Source organism: Streptomyces sp. CB02058, from assembly GCF_001905505.1.
In the GTDB taxonomy this organism is placed as follows: domain Bacteria; phylum Actinomycetota; class Actinomycetes; order Streptomycetales; family Streptomycetaceae; genus Streptomyces.
In genome coordinates, this window is the sequence record NZ_LIPG01000005.1 from 1 (window position 1) to 18946 (window position 18946).

At 72.3% G+C, this 18946-nt stretch carries 17 protein-coding genes; 5 read left to right on the forward strand and 12 right to left on the reverse strand.

What is annotated here, in order from left to right:
- Window positions 1-608: 608 nt before the first annotated feature.
- Entirely contained in the window at window positions 609-1601 is a 993-nt protein-coding gene (locus tag AMK10_RS24930) for a GlxA family transcriptional regulator (RefSeq protein WP_073750201.1), read from the reverse strand.
- 74 nt (window positions 1602-1675) lie between these two features.
- Here AMK10_RS24930 and AMK10_RS24935 point away from each other — a divergent pair, with 74 nt between their 5' ends.
- The gene (locus tag AMK10_RS24935; protein ID WP_073750202.1) at window positions 1676-2260 is read left to right on the forward strand and encodes a cysteine hydrolase family protein; all 585 of its coding nucleotides are present in this window, start codon (window positions 1676-1678) and stop codon (window positions 2258-2260) included.
- Between the two features lie 4 nt (window positions 2261-2264).
- Here AMK10_RS24935 and proC read toward each other — a convergent pair whose 3' ends face one another.
- From proC to AMK10_RS24965, 6 genes are all read right to left on the reverse strand, one after another.
- Window positions 2265-3074 carry a pyrroline-5-carboxylate reductase gene (gene proC / locus AMK10_RS24940; RefSeq protein ID WP_073750203.1) on the reverse strand — a complete coding sequence of 270 codons (810 nt, stop codon included), beginning with the start codon at window positions 3072-3074 and terminating at the stop codon, window positions 2265-2267.
- Window positions 3075-3145: 71 nt separating this feature from the next.
- Window positions 3146-3904: an ABC transporter permease gene (locus tag AMK10_RS24945; RefSeq protein ID WP_073750204.1), complete on the reverse strand. Its 759-nt coding sequence runs from the start codon at window positions 3902-3904 to the stop codon at window positions 3146-3148.
- Window positions 3901-4683, reverse strand: a complete 783-nt coding sequence (locus AMK10_RS24950) for an ABC transporter ATP-binding protein (RefSeq protein WP_073750205.1) — start codon at window positions 4681-4683, stop codon at window positions 3901-3903. Before AMK10_RS24950 ends, AMK10_RS24945 begins: the two co-directional genes overlap by 4 nt.
- Before the next feature lie 51 nt (window positions 4684-4734).
- Window positions 4735-5493, reverse strand: a complete 759-nt coding sequence (locus AMK10_RS24955) for a class I SAM-dependent methyltransferase (protein ID WP_073750206.1) — start codon at window positions 5491-5493, stop codon at window positions 4735-4737.
- Between the two features lie 110 nt (window positions 5494-5603).
- Complete coding sequence (locus AMK10_RS24960) at window positions 5604-6152, reverse strand: hypothetical protein (RefSeq protein ID WP_073750207.1); 549 nt, start codon at window positions 6150-6152, stop codon at window positions 5604-5606.
- Window positions 6153-6186: 34 nt separating this feature from the next.
- Window positions 6187-6525, reverse strand: coding sequence for an SH3 domain-containing protein (locus tag AMK10_RS24965; RefSeq protein WP_073750208.1), 339 nt, complete (start codon window positions 6523-6525; stop codon window positions 6187-6189).
- Between the two features lie 123 nt (window positions 6526-6648).
- Here AMK10_RS24965 and AMK10_RS24970 point away from each other — a divergent pair, with 123 nt between their 5' ends.
- Entirely contained in the window at window positions 6649-8808 is a 2160-nt protein-coding gene (locus tag AMK10_RS24970; RefSeq protein ID WP_073750209.1) for a protein kinase domain-containing protein, read from the forward strand.
- Window positions 8809-8851: 43 nt separating this feature from the next.
- Here the strand turns inward: AMK10_RS24970 and ilvD are convergent, their stop codons facing one another.
- From ilvD to AMK10_RS24990, 4 genes are all read right to left on the reverse strand, one after another.
- A complete protein-coding gene (ilvD, locus tag AMK10_RS24975) occupies window positions 8852-10702 on the reverse strand; it encodes a dihydroxy-acid dehydratase (protein WP_073750210.1) in 1851 nt (616 codons plus the stop codon).
- Window positions 10703-10845: 143 nt separating this feature from the next.
- Window positions 10846-11466: a TetR/AcrR family transcriptional regulator gene (locus AMK10_RS24980; protein ID WP_073750211.1), complete on the reverse strand. Its 621-nt coding sequence runs from the start codon at window positions 11464-11466 to the stop codon at window positions 10846-10848.
- Window positions 11463-12287: a sugar phosphate isomerase/epimerase family protein gene (locus AMK10_RS24985; RefSeq protein WP_073750212.1), complete on the reverse strand. Its 825-nt coding sequence runs from the start codon at window positions 12285-12287 to the stop codon at window positions 11463-11465. Before AMK10_RS24985 ends, AMK10_RS24980 begins: the two co-directional genes overlap by 4 nt.
- A gap of 129 nt (window positions 12288-12416) precedes the next feature.
- Window positions 12417-13364: a Ppx/GppA phosphatase family protein gene (locus tag AMK10_RS24990; RefSeq protein ID WP_073750213.1), complete on the reverse strand. Its 948-nt coding sequence runs from the start codon at window positions 13362-13364 to the stop codon at window positions 12417-12419.
- Between the two features lie 32 nt (window positions 13365-13396).
- Between AMK10_RS24990 and AMK10_RS24995 the strand changes: the two genes are divergently transcribed.
- Window positions 13397-14239 (forward strand): hypothetical protein, encoded by an 843-nt coding sequence (locus tag AMK10_RS24995; protein ID WP_073750214.1) that lies wholly within the window; start codon window positions 13397-13399, stop codon window positions 14237-14239.
- A gap of 83 nt (window positions 14240-14322) precedes the next feature.
- On the opposite strand, the gene AMK10_RS25000 is transcribed toward AMK10_RS24995, so the two are convergent.
- Entirely contained in the window at window positions 14323-16083 is a 1761-nt protein-coding gene (locus AMK10_RS25000) for a BACON domain-containing protein (protein WP_073750215.1), read from the reverse strand.
- Window positions 16084-16269: 186 nt separating this feature from the next.
- On the opposite strand from AMK10_RS25000, the gene radA reads away from it, so the two are divergent.
- Entirely contained in the window at window positions 16270-17682 is a 1413-nt protein-coding gene (gene radA / locus AMK10_RS25005) for a DNA repair protein RadA (RefSeq protein ID WP_073750216.1), read from the forward strand.
- Between the two features lie 80 nt (window positions 17683-17762).
- Window positions 17763-18887: a DNA integrity scanning diadenylate cyclase DisA gene (gene disA / locus AMK10_RS25010; protein WP_073750217.1), complete on the forward strand. Its 1125-nt coding sequence runs from the start codon at window positions 17763-17765 to the stop codon at window positions 18885-18887.
- Window positions 18888-18946: the final 59 nt, after the last annotated feature.

Below are 18946 nucleotides of genomic sequence, written 5' to 3' on the forward strand. Positions count from 1 at the left end.
CGGAATATGACCGGTCGTTCACAGCGTCCTCGCTGTTGTTGCCCACCGGACCCGAAGGACCAGCAGGACTTTTCAAAGGAACCACCAACCTGCGATGCAGGCCGGGGTATCAACATATCTGGCGTTGACTTTTGGCACGCTGTTGAGTTCTCAAGGAACGGACGCTTCCTTCGGTCCCGTTTCACCGGGGCCCTCCGGGCGCTTCCCTTCGTTCTTGCGTTTCCGACTCTATCAGACTCTTTCGTGTCCGATTCCCGGCCGAAGCGGGTTACTGCTTGTTTCGCTTTCCAGTTCTTCGCTTTCGCGTTTCCCTTTCCGGCGAGTCCGACTCTATCAGATCCTTTCGGGCCTGATTCCCAGTCAGTGGGGCTTGTCTTCCCGGCCGTTGGGCCGTTCCGACGAGTGAGACTTTAGCGGAATCCCCGGCCCCGACGCTAATCGGGTCACCTTCGAACGCTCATTCCTCATTTCGCACGTGCACACATAAAAACGCACGACAGACGTCGCTCGTTTCGAGTGGTCACTGCGGAATCGCTGCCCGGGGACCGACCGGAGTCGGCGCTCACGTCGGACAACTCGGAGCACACTACGGATCGGGGGAGGGCGTGTCAACTCCCGCCCCTTCCGCCTCCGTCATGGAAGGCCAGCCTGTAGTCGCGCGGGCTGGTGGCCAGGTGGGTCGCGAAGTGCTGGCGCATGGTGACCTCGCTGCCGAACCCCGCGCGGCGGGCCACCTCCGGGAGGGCCAGGTCGGTTCTCTCCAGAAGCTTCTGGGCTGCGGCGATGCGTTGCGCGATCAGCCAGCGCATCGGCGTCGTACCCGTGGTCGCCTGGAAGTGCCGGGCGAAGGTACGGGATGACATGCCGGCCCGGGCGGCGAGACCGGCCACCGTGTGGGGCTCCGCCAGATGGGCCAGCGCGTGGGCCCGGATCTCGGCGAGCGCGTCCGCGTCCCGGTCGGCCCGGGGCGTGGGGTGCTCGATGAACTGTGCCTGGGTGCCGGTACGGAACGGTGCCGTCACCATCGAACGCGCGATCGTCGCAGCAGCCTCCGCTCCATGGGTCGTTCGTACGAGGTGCAGGCAGAGGTCGATGCCCGCCGCGGTGCCTGCCGAGGTCCAGATGTTGTCCTCCTGCACGAAGAGGGCGTCCCGCACCACGCTCACCCGTGGATGCCGTGCCGTGAGCAGCTCGGTGAGGTTCCAGTGGGTGACGGCCCTTCGGCCGTCCAGCAGTCCGGCCTGGGCGAGGGTGAAGGCGCCGCCGCAGAGCGCGGCGATGGGCGTGCCCCTGCCGTGGGCGCGGCGCAGGGCGTCGAGCACGGGGGCGGGCGCGGGTGTCACGTGGTCGTCCAGCCCCGGGACCACGACGAGGTCCGCGCGGTCGAGCCAGGCCAGGGTGCGGTCGGGCGCCAGGGACAGGCCTCCGCGGAGCGGTACGGCCTCCGGGCCGACGGCCGCGCGGCGCAGGTCGAAGGCGGGTACGCCCCGGTCGGTGCGGTCGACCCCCCAGACCTCCGTGATGACGGAGACGTCGAACGCGCGGACCCCGGGGAACGCGACCAGGGCGATGCGGGCGGTGCTGCCGGGTGACGCGGTCATAGTGGCAGTAAAGCATCGATCGATGACTTTCACGCCTCTGGGAGCAGGCCCGCGCGACGAGGAGAGTGGCGGACATGGAGATCAGGGAGAACGCAGCGCTGGTTGTCGTCGACGTGCAGCAGGGATTCGAGGAGGAGGCGCACTGGGGGCCGCGTAACAACCCGGAGGCCGACCGGAACATCGCGGAGCTGATCGATGTCTGGCAGGCGAGCGGCCGGCCCGTCGTGTTCGTACGGCACGACTCGCCCGAGCCGGATTCGCCGCTGCGGGCGGGGTATCCGGGGAACGCCTTCAAGGAGTACGTCGAGGAGCGGCGCGGAAAGGGCGCGGGGCCCGGGCTGTTCCTGACGAAGTCGGTGAACTCCGCCTTCTACGGCGCACCCGATCTGGACGCCTGGCTGCGGGGGGCCGGGGTGCGGCAGATCGTGGTGGCGGGGATCCAGACCAACATGTGCGCGGAGACGACGGCGCGCATGGGCGGCAATCTCGGTTACGAGGTCTTCTTCGCGTTCGACGCGACGTACACCTTCGACGCGGTGGGGCCCTGGGGCTGGAAGCTGAGCGCCGACGAGGTGGCGCGGGCCACCGCCGTGACCCTGCACGGCGGTGGCTTCGCGAGCGTGGTGCGCACCGAGGAGCTGGTGGCCGCGGCGAAGTAGCCGGTCAGCCGTTGCCGGTGGCGAGCTCGCGGCTGCGGTCGCGGGCCGCTTCGAGCGCGGCGATGAGGGCCGCGCGTACGCCGTGGTTCTCCAGTTCCCGGATGGCGCTGATGGTGGTGCCGGCCGGGCTGGTGACGGCCTCGCGGAGCTTGACCGGGTGCTCGCCGCTGTCCCGGAGCATGACGGCGGCTCCGATGGCGGCCTGGACGATCAGGTCGTGGGCCTGGGCGCGGGGCAGGCCGAGCAGGATGCCCGCGTCGGTCATGGCCTCGACGAGGAAGTAGAAGTACGCGGGTCCCGAGCCGGACAGGGCGGTGGCCGCGTCCTGCTGGGACTCGGGGACGCGGGCGGTCTTGCCGACGCCTCCGAAGATCGCCTCGGCGTGGTCGAGGTGCTCGGGGGTGGCGTGGCCGCCGGCCGAGATGACGGACATGCCCTCGTCCACCAGGACGGGGGTGTTCGGCATGACGCGGACGACCGGGATGCCCTCGGCGAGCCTGTCCTCGATGAAGCCGGTCGTGATGCCGGCGGCGGCGCTGATGACGAGGCGGTCCGCGGCGATGTGCGGGGCGAGTTCGTCGAGGAGCGTGCCCATGTCCTGGGGCTTGACCGCGAGGATGAGGATGTCGGCGTTCTTGGCGGCCTCGGCGTTGGTGACCGTCTGGACGCCGTAACGGGTGCGGAGTTCCTCGGCCCGCTCGGGCCGCCGGGTGGTGACCAGCAGGTCGGGGGCTCGCCAGCCGGCCCGGATCATGCCGCTGAGCAGGGCCTCGCCGATCTTTCCGGTGCCGAGGACTGCGACTGTCTGGGTCATGCGGTTCATCCTCCGGGTGGCGGTACGCGGTACTCGGTACGTGTCGTGGCCGCCATCCTCGCACCGCGCCCTCAGGTGGTGCGGCGTCGGAGGGTGGCTGCTCCCAGGCAGAGGACGAGCAGGGCGCAGCCCGCGACGATCACGATGTCGCGGTAGAAGTCGGCGGTGATGTCGGTGTGGGTGAGGACCTGGTTCATCCCGTCGACGGCGTACGACATCGGCAGGACGTCGGAGACGGTCTCCAGGACGGGGTGCATCTGGTCGCGCGGGGTGAACAGTCCGCACAGGAGCAGCTGCGGGAAGATCACGGCCGGCATGAACTGGACCGCCTGGAACTCGGAGGTGGCGAAGGCCGAGACGAACAGGCCGAGCGCCGTGCCGAGGATCGCGTCGAGGAGTGCGACCAGGAGCAGCAGCCAGGGGGAGCCGACGACGTCCAGGCCCAGCGCCCAGACGGAGACGGCGGTGGCCAGGAGGGACTGGGCGACCGCGATGGCGCCGAAGGCCAGGGCGTATCCGGCGATGAGGTCGCCCTTGCCCAGGGGCATGGCGAGCAGGCGTTCGAGGGTGCCCGAAGTGCGTTCGCGGAGGGTGGCGATCGAGGTCACCAGGAACATCGTGATCAGCGGGAAGATGCCGAGCAGGGAGGCGCCGATGGAGTCGAAGGTCCCGGGTCCGGCGTCGAAGACGTAGCGCAGCAGCGTGATCAGCAGGAGGGGAAGGATCAGCAGCAGCGCGATGGTGCGGGGGTCGTGGCGGAGCTGGCGCAGGACGCGGGCGGCGGTGGCGAGGGTGCGCGCCGGGCTGAGTGCGGGGGCGTCGGTGCTCATCGGGTCGTCTCCTGGCGGGTGGCCGCGGCCTGGTCCACGAGGTGGAGGAAGGCCTCTTCGACGGTGGCGGAGCCCGTCCGGGTGCGGAGGGCGTCGGGGGTGTCGTCGGCGAGGATCTCGCCCTCGCGCATGAGCAGCAGCCGGTGGCAGCGTTCGGCCTCGTCCATGACGTGCGAGGAGACGAGGATGGTGGTGCCCCGGTCGGCGGCGAGTGCGTGGAAGAGCTTCCACAGGTCGCGGCGGAGTACGGGGTCGAGTCCGACGGTCGGCTCGTCGAGGACCAGGAGCTCGGGGGTGCCGAGCAGGGCGACCGCGAGCGAGACACGGCTGCGCTGTCCGCCGGAGAGGTTCCCGGCGAGGGCGTCGGCGTGGCTGGTGAGGTCGACGTCGCGGATGGCGCGGGTGACGGCTTCCTCGCGTGCGGCGCGGTGCCCGCGGCCCGGCAGGAGCACGGACGCGAAGTACTCCAGGTTCTGCCGGACGGTCAGGTCGGTGTACACCGAGGGTGCCTGGGTGACGTAACCGACGCGGCTCCGCAGGGCGGGGTGTCCGGCGGGGCGGCCGAGGACGTTCAGCGTGCCCGTGACCTGGGCCTGGCTGCCGACGACGGCGCGCATGAGCGTGGACTTCCCGCAGCCGGACGGGCCGAGGAGTCCGGTGATCCTGCCCGGCTCGACGGTGAAGCCGAGGTCGCGCAGGACCGTGCGGTCGCCTCGTACGACGGTGAGGGCGCGGGCCTCGACGGCGCTCGCGTCCGTGGTGCGCGAGAAATTCATCATGCGATGAATATGGATGCCGCCGAGGGATCACGTCAAGGAGTGCGGGGTGCGTCAGCGGACGAGCACGGCGAGTTCGACCACGTAGCGCTCCTCGACCATGCCGTCCGGGAACACGGCGGCCAGGTGTCCGCGCTCCTCGTCCAGGAACCGGCGGGTGGGCTCGCCGTCGGCACCCCCGCGCACGAGGAAGGCGGAGTGGGTGGCGAGGTTCGCGAGGTGCGTGCCGGCCGGGACGGTCCGCGACCAGGGCACCGGCCGCCGGGCGAAATCACCACCCCGCAGCGCGGCGAGGTTCCGCGAGCCGGTGCCGTGGACGCTCTCCCCCGCGCCGAGATGGCGGCGCAGCCGGGCGTCCTGCTCGGCGATCCAGGGGACGGACTCGTCGGAGACGTTCCACCAGAGCGCCAGCGCTCCGCCGGGGCGCAGGACGCGGAGTGCCTCGGGGAGCGCGCGGTCCGGGTCGGTCCAGTGCCAGGACTGGGCGTAGGTGATCAGGTCGGCCGACGCGGTGGCCAGGGGAAGGAGGTTGCCGTCGCCCCGGACCACGGGGAGGGAGGGCAGCGCCCCGTGCAGCTCCGCCGCCATGCCGGGGCCCGGCTCGACGGCGGTGACGAGGGCGCCGCGCTCGTGCAGCAGCCGGGTGGCGATGCCCGTCCCCGCGCCGACGTCCGCGACACGGGCGCCGCGCAGGGGGCGGCCGGACAGCTCCTCGACGGCGTCCAGGAGCGCGGGCGGATAGCCGGGGCGGTTCGCGGCGTACTGGGCTGCGGCGCTGTCGAACGACAGGGCGCGGGGTGTGGTGGCAGACATGGGTTCATGCTGCATCCAAATCGGCCCGTGCGAGCGGGAAACGCGGCAGTTCCGCCGGGTGGGGGCCGCGTCGAAGGCGGGGCAGTTCCGCCGGAGCGGGCCCCGGGGTGTTACCGGCGTCCGGGGCGCTTGCCCTTGGCTCCCTTGCGGGCGGCCGGGTTCCCGGTGCGGGACGAGCGGCGCTTCGCGTACTGGGCGAGCGCCGTCTCGTACTCCGTACGCCGGAGCTTCTCGCCGGGTGCCTCCGCGAAGGAGCGCAGGAAGTAGGCGAGGAGCGAGCCGATGAAGCCGATCGACTTCAGGCCGCGCAGCCGGTCGTCGCCTGCGGGGTCGACGGGACGCCGGGTGAAGCCCTCCCAGGTCTTGCGGAAGGCGATGGCGCTGCAGACCGCGAACATCAGCACCACGAGCATGCCGACGAAGCTGCCGACCTCGGCGATCTCCAGCCCCTGGTAGGCGAAGCGCAGGACGAAGCAGGAGACGACGGCGGCCACGAGTGAACCCACGGTGACCGCGACGCGCCGCAGCCCGTATCCGCCGTCGTGGCCGACCCAGGTCGTGCCGAAGAATCGGAGGGGTTCGGGCTGCGGCCCCGGTGCGGAGCCACCGGGTGCCGTGCCGCTGGAAGGTGTGCCGGATGCTTCGCTGTTCTCGCTCACGGGATCGATTGTCCCAGGGCGAGCGCAGGCGCCGTCAGTCGCAGCGCGGAGCGATGAAGCCGTCACTGCCCGTCTTGACGTAGGCGTCGGAGACGAACTGCCCGTTGGCGATGTTGTCCCAGAGGTTCGACGTGCCGTACGGCCCGGAGACCCACTCCCCCCGGCTCTGGCAGTAGACCGGGACGCTCATCCCGTACGGCAGGGTCCGGACGATCCCGTACTGCGTGCCCGGTCCCCGGCGGACGTTGACGCGGTAGCCGGGCGCGATCGGGTAGACGACGGTGCTCGCGGCGAGCGCCGTCACCTCCCCGGCCGCGGCGACCGCGTCCGTGTCCGTCGTCGCCGTGCCGGCAGCGTTCTCTTCAACACCCATGAGGGCCTCCCCCGTTGAAAGCGATGCGTGTGACGCGCAGGCTAACAAGCCCCCCTCTCATCGCACGCACCATCGACTAGGCTCCGTGCGTCGCGCATGCGCACGAACACACGGGGGTGGGCGATGCCGCCGCTGCGAGGGGCCGGATCACATCCGGAAGCGGAGCATCCTGAGTACGCCGGGCAGTACCGTCTCGAGGCATGTCTCGGAGCGGGTGGCATGGGTGTCGTGCACCTGGCGCGCTCCCCCTCCGGTCTGCAGCTCGCGGTGAAGGTCGTGCACCGCCAGCACGCGGCGGACCCGGAGTTCAGGGCGCGGTTCCGGCAGGAGGTCGAGGCGGCCCGGCGGGTCAGCGGGGCGTTCACCGCACCGGTCGTGGACGCCGATCCGACGGCCGCGCTGCCCTGGATGGCCACACTGTACGTGCCCGGCCCGACGCTCTCCGAGCAGGTCAAGCGGAACGGGCCGATGAGCCCGGCCGAGCTGCGCAGGCTCACCGCGGGACTCGCCGAGGCCCTGCGCGACATCCACCGGGCCGGGGTCATCCACCGGGATCTCAAGCCGAGCAACGTGCTGCTGCCCGACTCCGGGCCCAAGGTCATCGACTTCGGGATCTCCCGGCCGTACGACAGTGATCTGCGCACGGAGACGGGCAAGCTGATCGGTTCGCCGCCCTACATGGCGCCCGAGCAGTTCCAGCGGCCCCGCGAGGTCGGGCCCGCCGCGGACGTGTTCGCGCTCGGAGCGGTGCTGATCCACGCGGCGACGGGCCGGGGGCCCTTCGACTCGGACAGCCCCTACATCGTCGCCTACCAGGTGGTGCACGACGAGGCCGATCTCGCCGGAGTGCCCGCGGACCTCGCGCCGCTCGTCGGGCGCTGCCTGGCGAAGGACCCCGCCGAGCGCCCCACTCCCGACGAGATCATGAAGGCGCTGCACCCGCCGTCCTACGAGGCCGCCGCCTTCATCCCCGTACAGCGCAAGCCGCTCCCCGTGGAGTCGGCGGACGCCCCCGAGGAGACCACGCATGTGCGGGCCGGGGACGGGCGGCCGGGCGGGGCGGGGAAGGGCAGGCGCACCCGGCTGCGGATCGCTGCCGTCGCCGCGGTGTCCGCGCTGGTGGCCGGAGGGATCTGGGCCGCCGGCGCGTGGGGCGGTTCCGGGGCGCCGGAGGAGGAGGCGCGCGGCGGGGAGGCCAAGCGTCCCGCGGCGTTCGCGCCCTGGCGGACACCGCTGGGGGCCGAGGGAGGCTCCACACCGGCGTGCGCCCCGGCAGGCTCCGCGCTCCACTGCATCTCCGCGGGGTACGGCACCGCGCGGCTCGATCCGTCGGACGGCCGGGTGATCTGGTCGCACAGGGACACGTCGTCGAAGGGCTCCGGCCCGGCGTCCGGGGTCACGCGGCCCGGGAGCACGGTGTCCGAGGAGGCGTACGCCGTCGCGTCGGGCGGAGTGCTCCGGGCGTACGCCCCCGATACGGGCACCGAGCTCTGGCACACGGATCTCTCCGAGTACCTCGACGCGCCCTTCCCCGCCGGGGACGTCCTGCTGATGTCCCGCCAGGACGGCACGCTCCAGGCGCTCGACGCGGGTACCGGCGCGTCGCGCTGGCGGCACGCCGTCCCGGGGCACCGGGCACCGGCCTACGCGCTGTACGAGGACGGGACCGGGACCGCGTACGTCTTCGAGAACTCCGCGCAGGGCACCACCACCCTCGTCACGGCGATCGAGGCGGGGACCGGAGACACGGTCTGGCAGCGCAGGCTGGACGGCATGCTCACCCCGGCCGGGGCGTCGGACGGCGTACTCCTGCTGACGGTCATGAACGAGAAGGCCCAGACGACCGGGCTCGTCCGTTACGACCCGGCGCGGCGCGGGACGGCCCGGGTGCCGCTGCCCTTCCGGATGAACGGCCCGGAGCTCGTGATGGACGGCGACACCGCCCTGCTGCTGGAACGCGGCGGGACGCTGCTGGCCGTCGACGTCCGTCCGGGCACGGGCCCGGCCGAGCGGTGGCGGCTGGAGACGGCCGTCAGCACGACGTCGGCGCCGGTACTGGGAGCGGGCGGCCGGCTGTACTTCTCGGCGGCGGACGGGCGGCTGCTCGCCGTCGACACGGAGCACGGGACGCTGCTCGGCCAGACGCGGCCCAGGCTGAGGGCGGGGAAGCTCGGCGCCGCCTCGTCGCTGCCCGCCCCGGTGGTGCTCGGCCGCAGCGTCGTCGGCACCGCCCCGGACGGGTCCGTCTTCGCCGTGGACGCGGACGACCCCGCCCACTGGTGAGACCAGGGACGGGGCCGGACGGGATCGCTCCGGGCGGAGCGGGTCAGCCGAGCTTGGAGACGTCGCGGACCGCGCCCTTGTCCGCGCTGGTCGCCATCGCCGCGTAGGCCCGCAGCGCCTGGGAGACCTTTCGGTCGCGGTTCTTCGGCGCGTACACGCCGTTCAGCGCCTCGCGGCGGGTGTCGAGCTCGGCGTCGTCGACGAGGAGCTCGATGGAGCGGTTCGGGATGTCGATCCTGATCCGGTCGCCGTCCTCGACGAGCGCGATGGTGCCGCCGGACGCCGCCTCGGGCGAGGCGTGTCCGATGGAGAGGCCCGACGTGCCGCCGGAGAAGCGGCCGTCCGTGACGAGTGCGCAGGTCTTGCCGAGGCCGCGGCCCTTGAGGAACGACGTCGGGTAGAGCATCTCCTGCATGCCGGGGCCGCCCTTGGGGCCCTCGTAGCGGATGACGATGACGTCGCCGTGCGTGATCTCCTTGCGGAGGATCTTGTCGACGGCGTCCTCCTGCGACTCGCAGACGACGGCCGGTCCCTCGAAGGTCCAGATCGACTCGTCGACGCCCGCCGTCTTCACGACACAGCCGTCCACGGCCAGGTTGCCCTTGAGGACGGCGAGGCCGCCGTCCTTGGAGTAGGCGTGCTCCATGTCGCGGATGCAGCCTCCGGCCGCGTCCGTGTCCAGGGTGTCCCAGCGCTCGGACTGCGAGAAGGCGGTCGCGCTGCGGACGCAGCCCGGGGCGGCGTACCAGAGCTCGACGGCCTCGGGGGACGGGGAGCCGCCACGGACGTCCCAGTTCTTCAGCCACTCGTCGAGGCTGCCGGAGTGGACCGCGTGCACGCCTTCGTTGAGCAGACCGCCGCGGTGGAGCTCACCGAGGAGGGCGGGGATGCCGCCGGCCCGGTGGACGTCCTCCATGTAGTACGTCCCGCCGGGCGCCACGTTGGGGGCGACCTTCGCGAGGCAGGGGACGCGCCGGGAGATCTCGTCCATCTCCGGGAGGCCGAAGTCGAGCTCGGCCTCCTGGGCGGCGGCCAGCAGGTGGAGGATCGTGTTGGTGGAGCCGCCCATCGCGATGTCGAGGGCCATGGCGTTCTCGAAGGCCTCGCGGGTGGCGATGCTGCGGGGCAGGACGGAGTGGTCGTCCTCCTCGTAGTGGCGCTTGGTGATCTCGACGATCGTGCGGCCGGCGTTCTCGTACAGCGCCTTGCGGGCGGTGTGGGTGGCGAGGACCGAGCCGTTGCCGGGAAGGGCCAGGCCGATCGCCTCGGCGAGACAGTTCATCGAGTTGGCGGTGAACATGCCCGAACAGCTGCCGCAGGTGGGGCAGGCGTTCTCCTCGATACGGAGGATGTCCTCGTCGGAGATCTTGTCGTTGACCGCGTCCGAGATCGCGTCGACGAGGTCGAGGGTGCGGACCGTACCGTCGACGAGGGTGGTCTTGCCGGCCTCCATCGGCCCGCCGGAGACGAACACCACGGGGATGTTGAGGCGCATCGCGGCCATCAGCATGCCGGGGGTGATCTTGTCGCAGTTGGAGATGCAGATCAGGGCGTCGGCGCAGTGGGCCTCGACCATGTACTCGACGCTGTCCGCGATGAGGTCGCGGGAGGGCAGGCTGTAGAGCATGCCGCCGTGGCCCATGGCGATGCCGTCGTCCACCGCGATGGTGTTGAACTCGCGGGGCACCGCGCCCGCCGCCTTGATGGCCTCGGAGACGATCCGGCCGACGGGGGCGAGGTGGGTGTGGCCCGGCACGAACTCCGTGAAGGAGTTGGCCACCGCGATGATCGGCTTGCCGATGTCCTCGCTCGCTACCCCGGACGCACGCATAAGGGCGCGCGCGCCCGCCATGTTGCGGCCGTGTGTGACAGTGCGGGACCTCAGCTGGGGCATCGTCTCTCGCTCCTTCGACAGAAAAGACTGCTTACGAGCGTACGCCTCGACTCCACGATTTGGACACTCTGTCCGGATAACGGGACGAGGCGACCGCTGGGTGGGCGGTACGCCGATCCGTAGTGACGCTCGGCGGGCGGAGACTATTCCGTCAGATAACGCTGGAGCGTGGGCGCGACCATCCCGATGATCTTCTCCGGGTCCGCCGAGGCCAGCGGCTCCGCCCCGACCACGTACCGCAGGAGCGCGATACCGATCATGTGGGAGGCCGCCAGTTCGGCGCGGAAGGTCGGGTCGGGGACGTCCAGGTCCACCGCGACCCGCTCCAGCAGCCGCCGCAGCACGAAGCCGCGCAGCACCTTCGCCGCCGCATCGTGGGTGAGCGCGGAGCGGAGGACCGCCACCAGGGGCGCCCGGGACACCGGGTTCTCCCACACGCCGAAGAAGAAGCGGGCCAGCCGCTCCCCCAGGTCCTGCTCGGGGCCCTCCAGGATCGAGGGGATGACGAGCGCCGGCTCGAAGGAGAGCTCGACGGCGGCGGCGAAGACCTCGTCCTTCGTGCCGAAGTAGTGGTGGACCAGGGCCGCGTCGACCTCCGCGGCCTTGGCGATGCCCCGGACCGACGCCTTGTCGTAGCCCCGCTCGGCGAACTCCGTGCGGGCCGCTTCGAGGATGCGGGTCCTGGTGTCGGGGCCCGCGGCACGCTCCGTACGGGAGGGGCGGCCCCTGCGCCGGGGGGCGGGGCCGTCGCTGCCCGCAGTCACTGGCGGGGCGCCCGCGCCGACGAGGCCAGATGGAGCCGGGTGAAGGCGAGGGCTTCCGCGAGGTCGGCCTCGCGTTCGGCCGACGACATGGCGCGGCGGGTGTTGACCTCGATGACCACATGGCCGTCGAACGAACCGCGGGCCAGCCGCTCCAGCAGCTCCGCGCACGGCTGGTCGCCGCGGCCGGGCACCAGGTGCTCGTCCTTGCCGGACCCCTTGCCGTCGGCGAGGTGGACGTGGGCGAGCCGGTCGCCCATCCGGTCCACCATGGCCAGGCTGTCGGTCCGCGCGGTCGAGGTGTGCGAGAGGTCCACGGTGAAGTGCCGGTAGTCGTCGTTGCTGACGTCCCAGGCTGGGGCGTACGCCAGCATCTCGCGGTCCTTGTAGCGCCACGGGTACATGTTCTCGACGGCGAAGCGCACATCGGTCTCGTCGGCCATGCGCCAGATGCCGGTGACGAAGTCCCGGGCGTAGTTGCGCTGCCAACGGAAGGGGGGGTGGACGACCACCGTGGACGCCCCGAGCTTCTCCGCCGCGGCCCTGGCCCGCTGGAGCTTCACCCACGGGTCGGTGGACCACACCCGCTGGGTGATCAGCAGACAGGGCGCGTGCACGGCGAGGATCGGCACCTGGTGGTAGTCCGAGAGCCGCTGGAGGGCCTCGATGTCCTGGCTGACGGGGTCGGTCCAGACCATGACCTCCACACCGTCGTAGCCCAGGCGCGCGGCGATCTCGAAGGCCGTCGCCGTCGACTCCGGATAGACCGAGGCCGTCGACAGGGCGACCTTCGCATCCGGGATGCGCACCACTGGTTCTGCCACGTGGACAGGGTACGGGCAGCGGTGCGCCTCACCGAGGGACCATGGCTGAAAGTGAGAAGGACCATGGCCCGATCCGCGGGGGCGGCCCCCTCCGTCCGGCGGAGGGCCGGGGGGGGGCGCCCCCGCCGGTCAGGCGAGTACGGCCTGCTGCGCCGGCAGGTGGTCGAGGCGACGCAGGATGACGCCCTCGCGCAGGGCCCAGGGGCAGATCTCCAGCTCCTCGACCCCGAACAGGTCCATCGCCCCCTCCGCCACCAGCGCCCCGGCGAGCAGCTGCGCGGCCCGCCCCTCGGTGACCCCGGGGAGGCCGCCGCGCTGCTCGACGGTCATCGCCGACAGCTTCGGCACCCACTCCTCCAGGGACTTGCGGGTGAGGACGCGCTGGACGTACAGGCCCTCGGCCGAGCGGGCGGCGCCCGAGATCCTGGCGAGCTGGCGGAACGTCTTGGAGGTCCCGACGACGTGGTCGGGCGGGCCCAGCCTGGTGAACTCGCCGACCGTACGCGCGATACCGGCGCGGACATGGCGGCGCAGCGCCCGTACGTCGGCCGGGTCCGGCGGGTCGCCCGGCAGCCAGCCGGCCGTCAGGCGTCCGGCGCCGAACGGCAGCGAGACGGCGGCGTCGGGCTCCTCGTCCATGCCGTACCCGACCTCCAGCGAGCCGCCGCCGATGTCCAGGACCAGCAGCTTCCCCGCGGACCAGCCGAACCAGCGGCGGGCCGCCAGGAAGGTCAGCCGGGCCTCCTCCTCGCCGCTGAGGACGGCGAGGGCGACGCCGGTCTCCTCCCGCACCCGGGTCAGCACCTCGTCCGCGTTGCTCGCCTCGCGCACCGCCGAGGTGGCGAAGGCCAGCACGTCCTCGCAGCCCTTGTCCTCGGCCGCCTGCAGGGCGCCGGTGACCGTCGCCACGAGGCGGTCCACGCCCTCGGGGCCGATGGCGCCGTCCCTGTCGAGGAGTTCGGCGAGCCGCAATTCCGCCTTGTGCGAGTGTGCGGGCAGCGGGCGGGCGCCGGGGTGGGCGTCCACCACCAGCAGATGCACCGTGTTCGACCCCACGTCGAGGACTCCGAGTCTCATACGGGAACGCTACTGCGGCTTACTCTGGGCGCGTGCCAAAGACGAAAAAGGCGAAGCCGGACAAAGCCACGAAGAAGCAGCGGAATGCGAAGCAGGAGATGCAGCAGCCGGAAGCAACGGGGCCGGACGGGCCCGACGAGAAGGGGCTCGACTTCGCGCGGGCCTGGGTCGAGTTCCCCGACCCCTCCGACGACGAGCAGGTCTACCGCTGCGATCTGACCTGGCTGACGTCCCGGTGGTCCTGCATCTTCGGCAGCGGCTGCCAGGGCATCCAGGCGGGCCGCGCGGACGACGGGTGCTGCACGCTGGGCGCGCACTTCTCCGACAAGGACGACGAGAAGCGGGTGGCCGGGCACGTGGCGCGGCTCACACCGGAGATCTGGCAGTTCCACGACGTCGGTACGGAGACGGGCTGGGTCGGCGTCGACGAGGACGGCGAACGCCAGACACGGCGTTGGGACGGCTCCTGCATCTTCCAGAACCGTCCCGGCTTCGAGGGCGGCGCGGGCTGTTCCCTGCACATCCTGGCCCTGCGGGAGGGCAAGGAGCCGCTGGAGACCAAGCCGGACGTCTGCTGGCAGCTGCCGGTCCGCCGCACGTACGACTGGATCGACCGGCCCGACGACACCCGGGTGCTCCAGATCTCGATCGGGGAGTACGACCGGCGGGGCTGGGGACCGGGCGGGCACGACCTGCACTGGTGGTGCACCTCCGCGACCTCGGCGCACGGGGCCGGGGAGCCGGTCTACGTGTCCTACCGTCCCGAGCTCACCGAGATGATGGGCAAGGAGGCCTACGACCGGCTGGCCGAGCTGTGCGAGCAGCGGCTGGCCTCGCTGCTGCCGATGGCACCGCATCCGGCGGACCCCGCCTGAGACGGGACCGCCGCCGCTTCGCGTACGGCGGCCCGGGGCGCGGCGGACGAACGTTCCGACGGGCTCCCGGGCCGCCGTTCCGGTCATCCGGCCGGCTCGGACGGGGAGCCCGGGCCGCTCGTCGGGCCGGAGGAGGGGGCGGGCTCGCCCGTACCGTCGGACGGTGAGGGTGCGGGCGGGTCCGTCGGCTGCCCCGACGGCTGTTCCGTCGGGGTGGGCGTGGGCGTCGGCTCCGGCGAGGACGGCGGGTCCGGGGTCGGACCGGTGGTCGGCGGCGGCGGGGTGGACGGTGTGGGGCTCGGGGACTCCGACGACGGGTCCGGGGACGGGCCCGGGCTCCCGGGGCGCGTCGTCGCGGCGCCGCGGCCCGTGATCGCGACCGCGGACCCCGAGGGGGAGAGCAGCACACGGGCGCTCCAGGCGCCGCGCGGTTGTGCCGCGCTGTTCACGAAGACGTAGAAGGTGACGCTGCGCCCGGGGGCGACCGTGCCCGATGTACGGCTCAGGCGGAGCCACGGGGCGTCCGCGCGGGCGGACCAGGCGACGGCCTCGGTGCCGGTCGCGGTGAGGGTGACCGCCGTACGGCTGCCGGAGGAGCGGGCCGAGACCGCGAGGGTGCCCGCGCCCCGCCCGTCCGCTCCCACGCTGATGACCTCGGCCGAGACGTCGGGGGTCCGGGGGTCCTCCGTGAAGCGGCCGTTCGCGTCGGGGCGGGCGTTGCCCGCGTTCTCGTAGTGGTCGTACGCGTCGCCGTCGAGGCCGGACTCCCCGTCGCTGTCCGCGGCGCTGACCGAGGTGTCGCGGGCCTCGCCGGTCAGCGGCGCGCCCCGGTAGGCGGCCCACAGGGCGATCACCGGGGCGGCGACGACGGTCGCCACGACCGTCGTCGTCACGACCCTGGCGCGGACCCTGTCCCGGCGCGCGGCATGGTCCTTGGGGTCCAGCGGGAAACCGGTGCGGCCGAAGCGGGGCGCGCCGGACCGGGACCGCCTGGCGTGGGTCAGTGCGACGCGCACGGAGGGCAGGGGTGCCTCGACGACCGGCAGCGCGGCGGCCGGGGTGACCGCCGCCCCCGGCCACGGCCCCGTCGCGCCGGCCCGCTCGGCGGCGCGGCGGCAGCGCGGGCAGTCGTCGACGTGCCGGACGAGCTCCCTGCGCAGCGCGGCGGAGAGCAGGACCTGGTGGGCGCCGGTGAGCCGGGCGACGGCCGGACAGTCACCCTTCTCCACGACGGCGAGGGCGGCGCGCGTGCGCTCCACCTCGCAGGCCGCTCCGGCCAGCAGCTCCCGTGCGTCGGCGGGATCGAGACCGAGGACCGCGGCGACGGCGCGCGGGGTGAGCTTGTGGCGCACGGCGAGCTCCAGCGCCTCGCGCTGCTCGGGCGTGGTGCCCGCGGCCTCGGGCCAGGCCAGCTGCGCGAGTTCGCGCCGGCGCGCTTCGGCCGCCGGTGACTCGGTGGGGCCGCCGGGAACGGTGGCGGTGTCCGGGGTGGCGCGGCTCCCGTGCGCCGGGGCGGTCTGCCTGCGGTGCGCCTGACGGCCGCGCCGCTGCTCGGTGAGCGCCCGGAGGCACGTCCACCTGGCCAGGGCGTACAGCCAGGATTTACGTTCCTCCTCGGCCGCGGGGCACCGGCCGTCCTGCCGTTCCGCGATCGCGAGGACCGAGCCGAGCGCCTCGGTGGCGGCCTCGTGGTCGCAGAGCACGGAGAGGCAGTAGGTGAACAGGCCGTCGAGGTACGGCTCGTAACGTGCGGGCGTTCGCTGCGCCGACGGGCGGGCCGCGCGGCGGTGCGCCCGGTGTGCGCCGGTGGGGTGTGTGGGGGTCTCCAGCCTGCTGCTCGTCACGGGGCGACCGTAGGCAGAAGGAGCCCCGACTCTGACAGCACTTTCCTACATTTACCCCTTACGGGTGACGGTCTCCCTCGAAAGAGGACAGGAATCCCGTATTCCTCCGGAAGTACCGCATCGGGCGCATGTTCGCTTCCCCCGCCCACGGACGGCGCTGTCGGACCCCACCTATACGGTGACGCCATGGCTGCCCGTACGAAAACCGCGAAGGACCGGCCGTCCTACCGCTGCACCGAATGCGGCTGGACGACGGCCAAATGGCTCGGCCGCTGCCCGGAGTGCCAGGCCTGGGGGACGGTCGAGGAGTTCGGCGGCGCCCCCGCGGTGCGCACGACCGCCGCGGGCCGGGTCTCCACCGCCGCCCTGCCGATCGGCCAGGTCGACAGCCGGCAGGCCACCGCGCGCTCGACCGGGGTCGGGGAGCTGGACCGCGTGCTCGGCGGCGGGCTGGTGCCGGGTGCCGTCGTGCTGCTCGCGGGCGAGCCGGGCGTCGGCAAGTCGACGCTGCTGCTGGACGTGGCCGCCAAGGCGGCGAGCGACGACCACCGCACGCTGTATGTCACCGCCGAGGAGTCCGCGAGCCAGGTGCGCCTGCGGGCCGACCGGATCAGGGCGATCAACGACCATCTGTACCTGGCCGCGGAGACGGACCTCTCCGCGGTCCTGGGACACCTGGACGCGGTGAAGCCGTCCCTCCTCGTCCTCGACTCCGTGCAGACCGTCGCCTCCCCGGAGATCGACGGAGCGCCCGGCGGCATGGCGCAGGTCCGCGAGGTCGCGGGCGCGCTCATCAGGGCGTCGAAGGAGCGCGGCATGGCCACGCTCCTCGTCGGCCACGTCACCAAGGACGGAGCGATCGCGGGGCCGCGCCTCCTGGAGCACCTCGTCGACGTGGTGCTCTCCTTCGAGGGTGACCGGCACGCCCGCCTCCGGCTCGTGCGCGGCGTCAAGAACAGGTACGGCGCGACGGACGAGGTCGGCTGCTTCGAGCTGCACGACGAGGGCATCACCGGCCTCGCCGACCCCTCGGGCCTCTTCCTCACCCGCCGTGACGAGCCGGTGCCGGGCACCTGCCTGACGGTCACCCTGGAGGGCAAGCGCCCCCTCGTCGCCGAGGTGCAGGCGCTGACGGTCGATTCGCAGATCCCTTCACCCCGGCGCACCACCTCGGGCCTCGAGACCTCCCGGGTCTCGATGATGCTGGCCGTCCTGGAGCAGCGGGGCAGGATCAGCGCGCTCGGCAAGCGGGACATCTACAGCGCGACGGTGGGCGGAGTGAAGCTCACCGAGCCCGCGGCGGACCTCGCGATCGCCCTGGCCCTGGCCAGCGCGGCCAGCGACACACCGCTCCCGAAGAACCTGGTCGCGATCGGTGAGGTGGGTCTCGCCGGGGAGGTCAGAAGGGTGACCGGGGTCCAGCGCAGACTGGCCGAGGCGTACCGTCTGGGGTTCAAGCACGCCCTGGTCCCGAGGGACCCGGGGAAGGTCCCCGCCGGTATGAAGGTCACGGAAGTCGCCGACATGGGTGACGCTCTCAGAGTCCTCCCCCGCCGGTCTCGTCAGGACGGACCACAGGAGGACGGCGCACGCCGGTAGACTTTGCCCTGGTCTCGCCCGCCCGTACGAACGGTATGAGGGACGCAAGGGCACCGCAAACCTGTGACCGGAGGAGTGCAGTGGCAGCCAACGACCGGGCAGCAACGCCCGGAAAGTCCGGCCAAGGCACGGGTAACGAGGCGCTCATGCGCGCCTCGTTGAGCGCGGTCGCGCCCGGAACGGCCCTCCGCGACGGACTGGAGCGCATCCTCCGCGGCAACACCGGCGGGCTCATCGTTCTCGGCATGGACAGAACCGTCGAGTCGATGTGTACCGGCGGCTTCGTGCTGGACGTCGAATTCACCGCGACCCGCCTGCGCGAGCTGTGCAAGCTCGACGGCGCGATGATCCTCGACAAGGACATGACCAAGATCCTGCGGGCCGGCGTCCAGCTGGTCCCGGACGCCTCCATCCCCACCGAGGAGACGGGCACCCGTCACCGCACGGCGGACCGGGTCTCCAAGGCCTGCGGCTTCCCCGTGGTCTCGGTCTCCCAGTCGATGCGGCTGATCGCGCTGTACGTCGACGGGGAGCGGCGGGTCCTGGAGGAGTCCTCCGCGATCCTGTCCCGCGCCAATCAGGCGCTCGCCACCCTGGAGCGGTACAAGCTCCGGCTGGACGAGGTCGCCGGGACGCTCTCCGCGCTGGAGATCGAGGACCTGGTGACCGTGCGGGACGTGACGGCGGTCTCGCAGCGCCTGGAGATGGTGCGCAGGATCGCCACCGAGATCGCCGAGTACGTGGTGGAACTGGGCACCGACGGCCGCCTTCTGGCACTCCAGCTGGACGAGTTGATCGCGGGCGTGGAGCCGGAGCGGGAGCTGGTCGTGCGCGACTACGTCCCCGAGCCCACCGCGAAGCGGTCCCGTACGGTCGCGGAGGCGCTGTCCGAGCTGGACACGCTCACCCACACCGAGCTGCTCGAACTTCCGGTGGTGGCGCGGGCTCTGGGCTACAGCGGCTCGCCCGAGACTCTGGACTCGGCCGTCTCCCCCCGTGGCTTCCGGCTGCTGGCGAAGGTGCCTCGGCTGCCCGGGGCGATCATCGAGCGCCTGGTGGAGCACTTCGGCGGCCTGCAGAAGCTGCTCGCCGCCAGCGTGGACGACCTCCAGGCGGTGGACGGCGTCGGCGAGGCGCGGGCCCGGAGCGTGCGGGAGGGCCTCTCGCGGCTGGCGGAGTCCTCGATCCTCGAACGGTACGTCTGAGGCCGGCCCGGATCATGCCGGGACGACGCCCGGCCCGCTGCGAGGCCGGACCCCGGCAC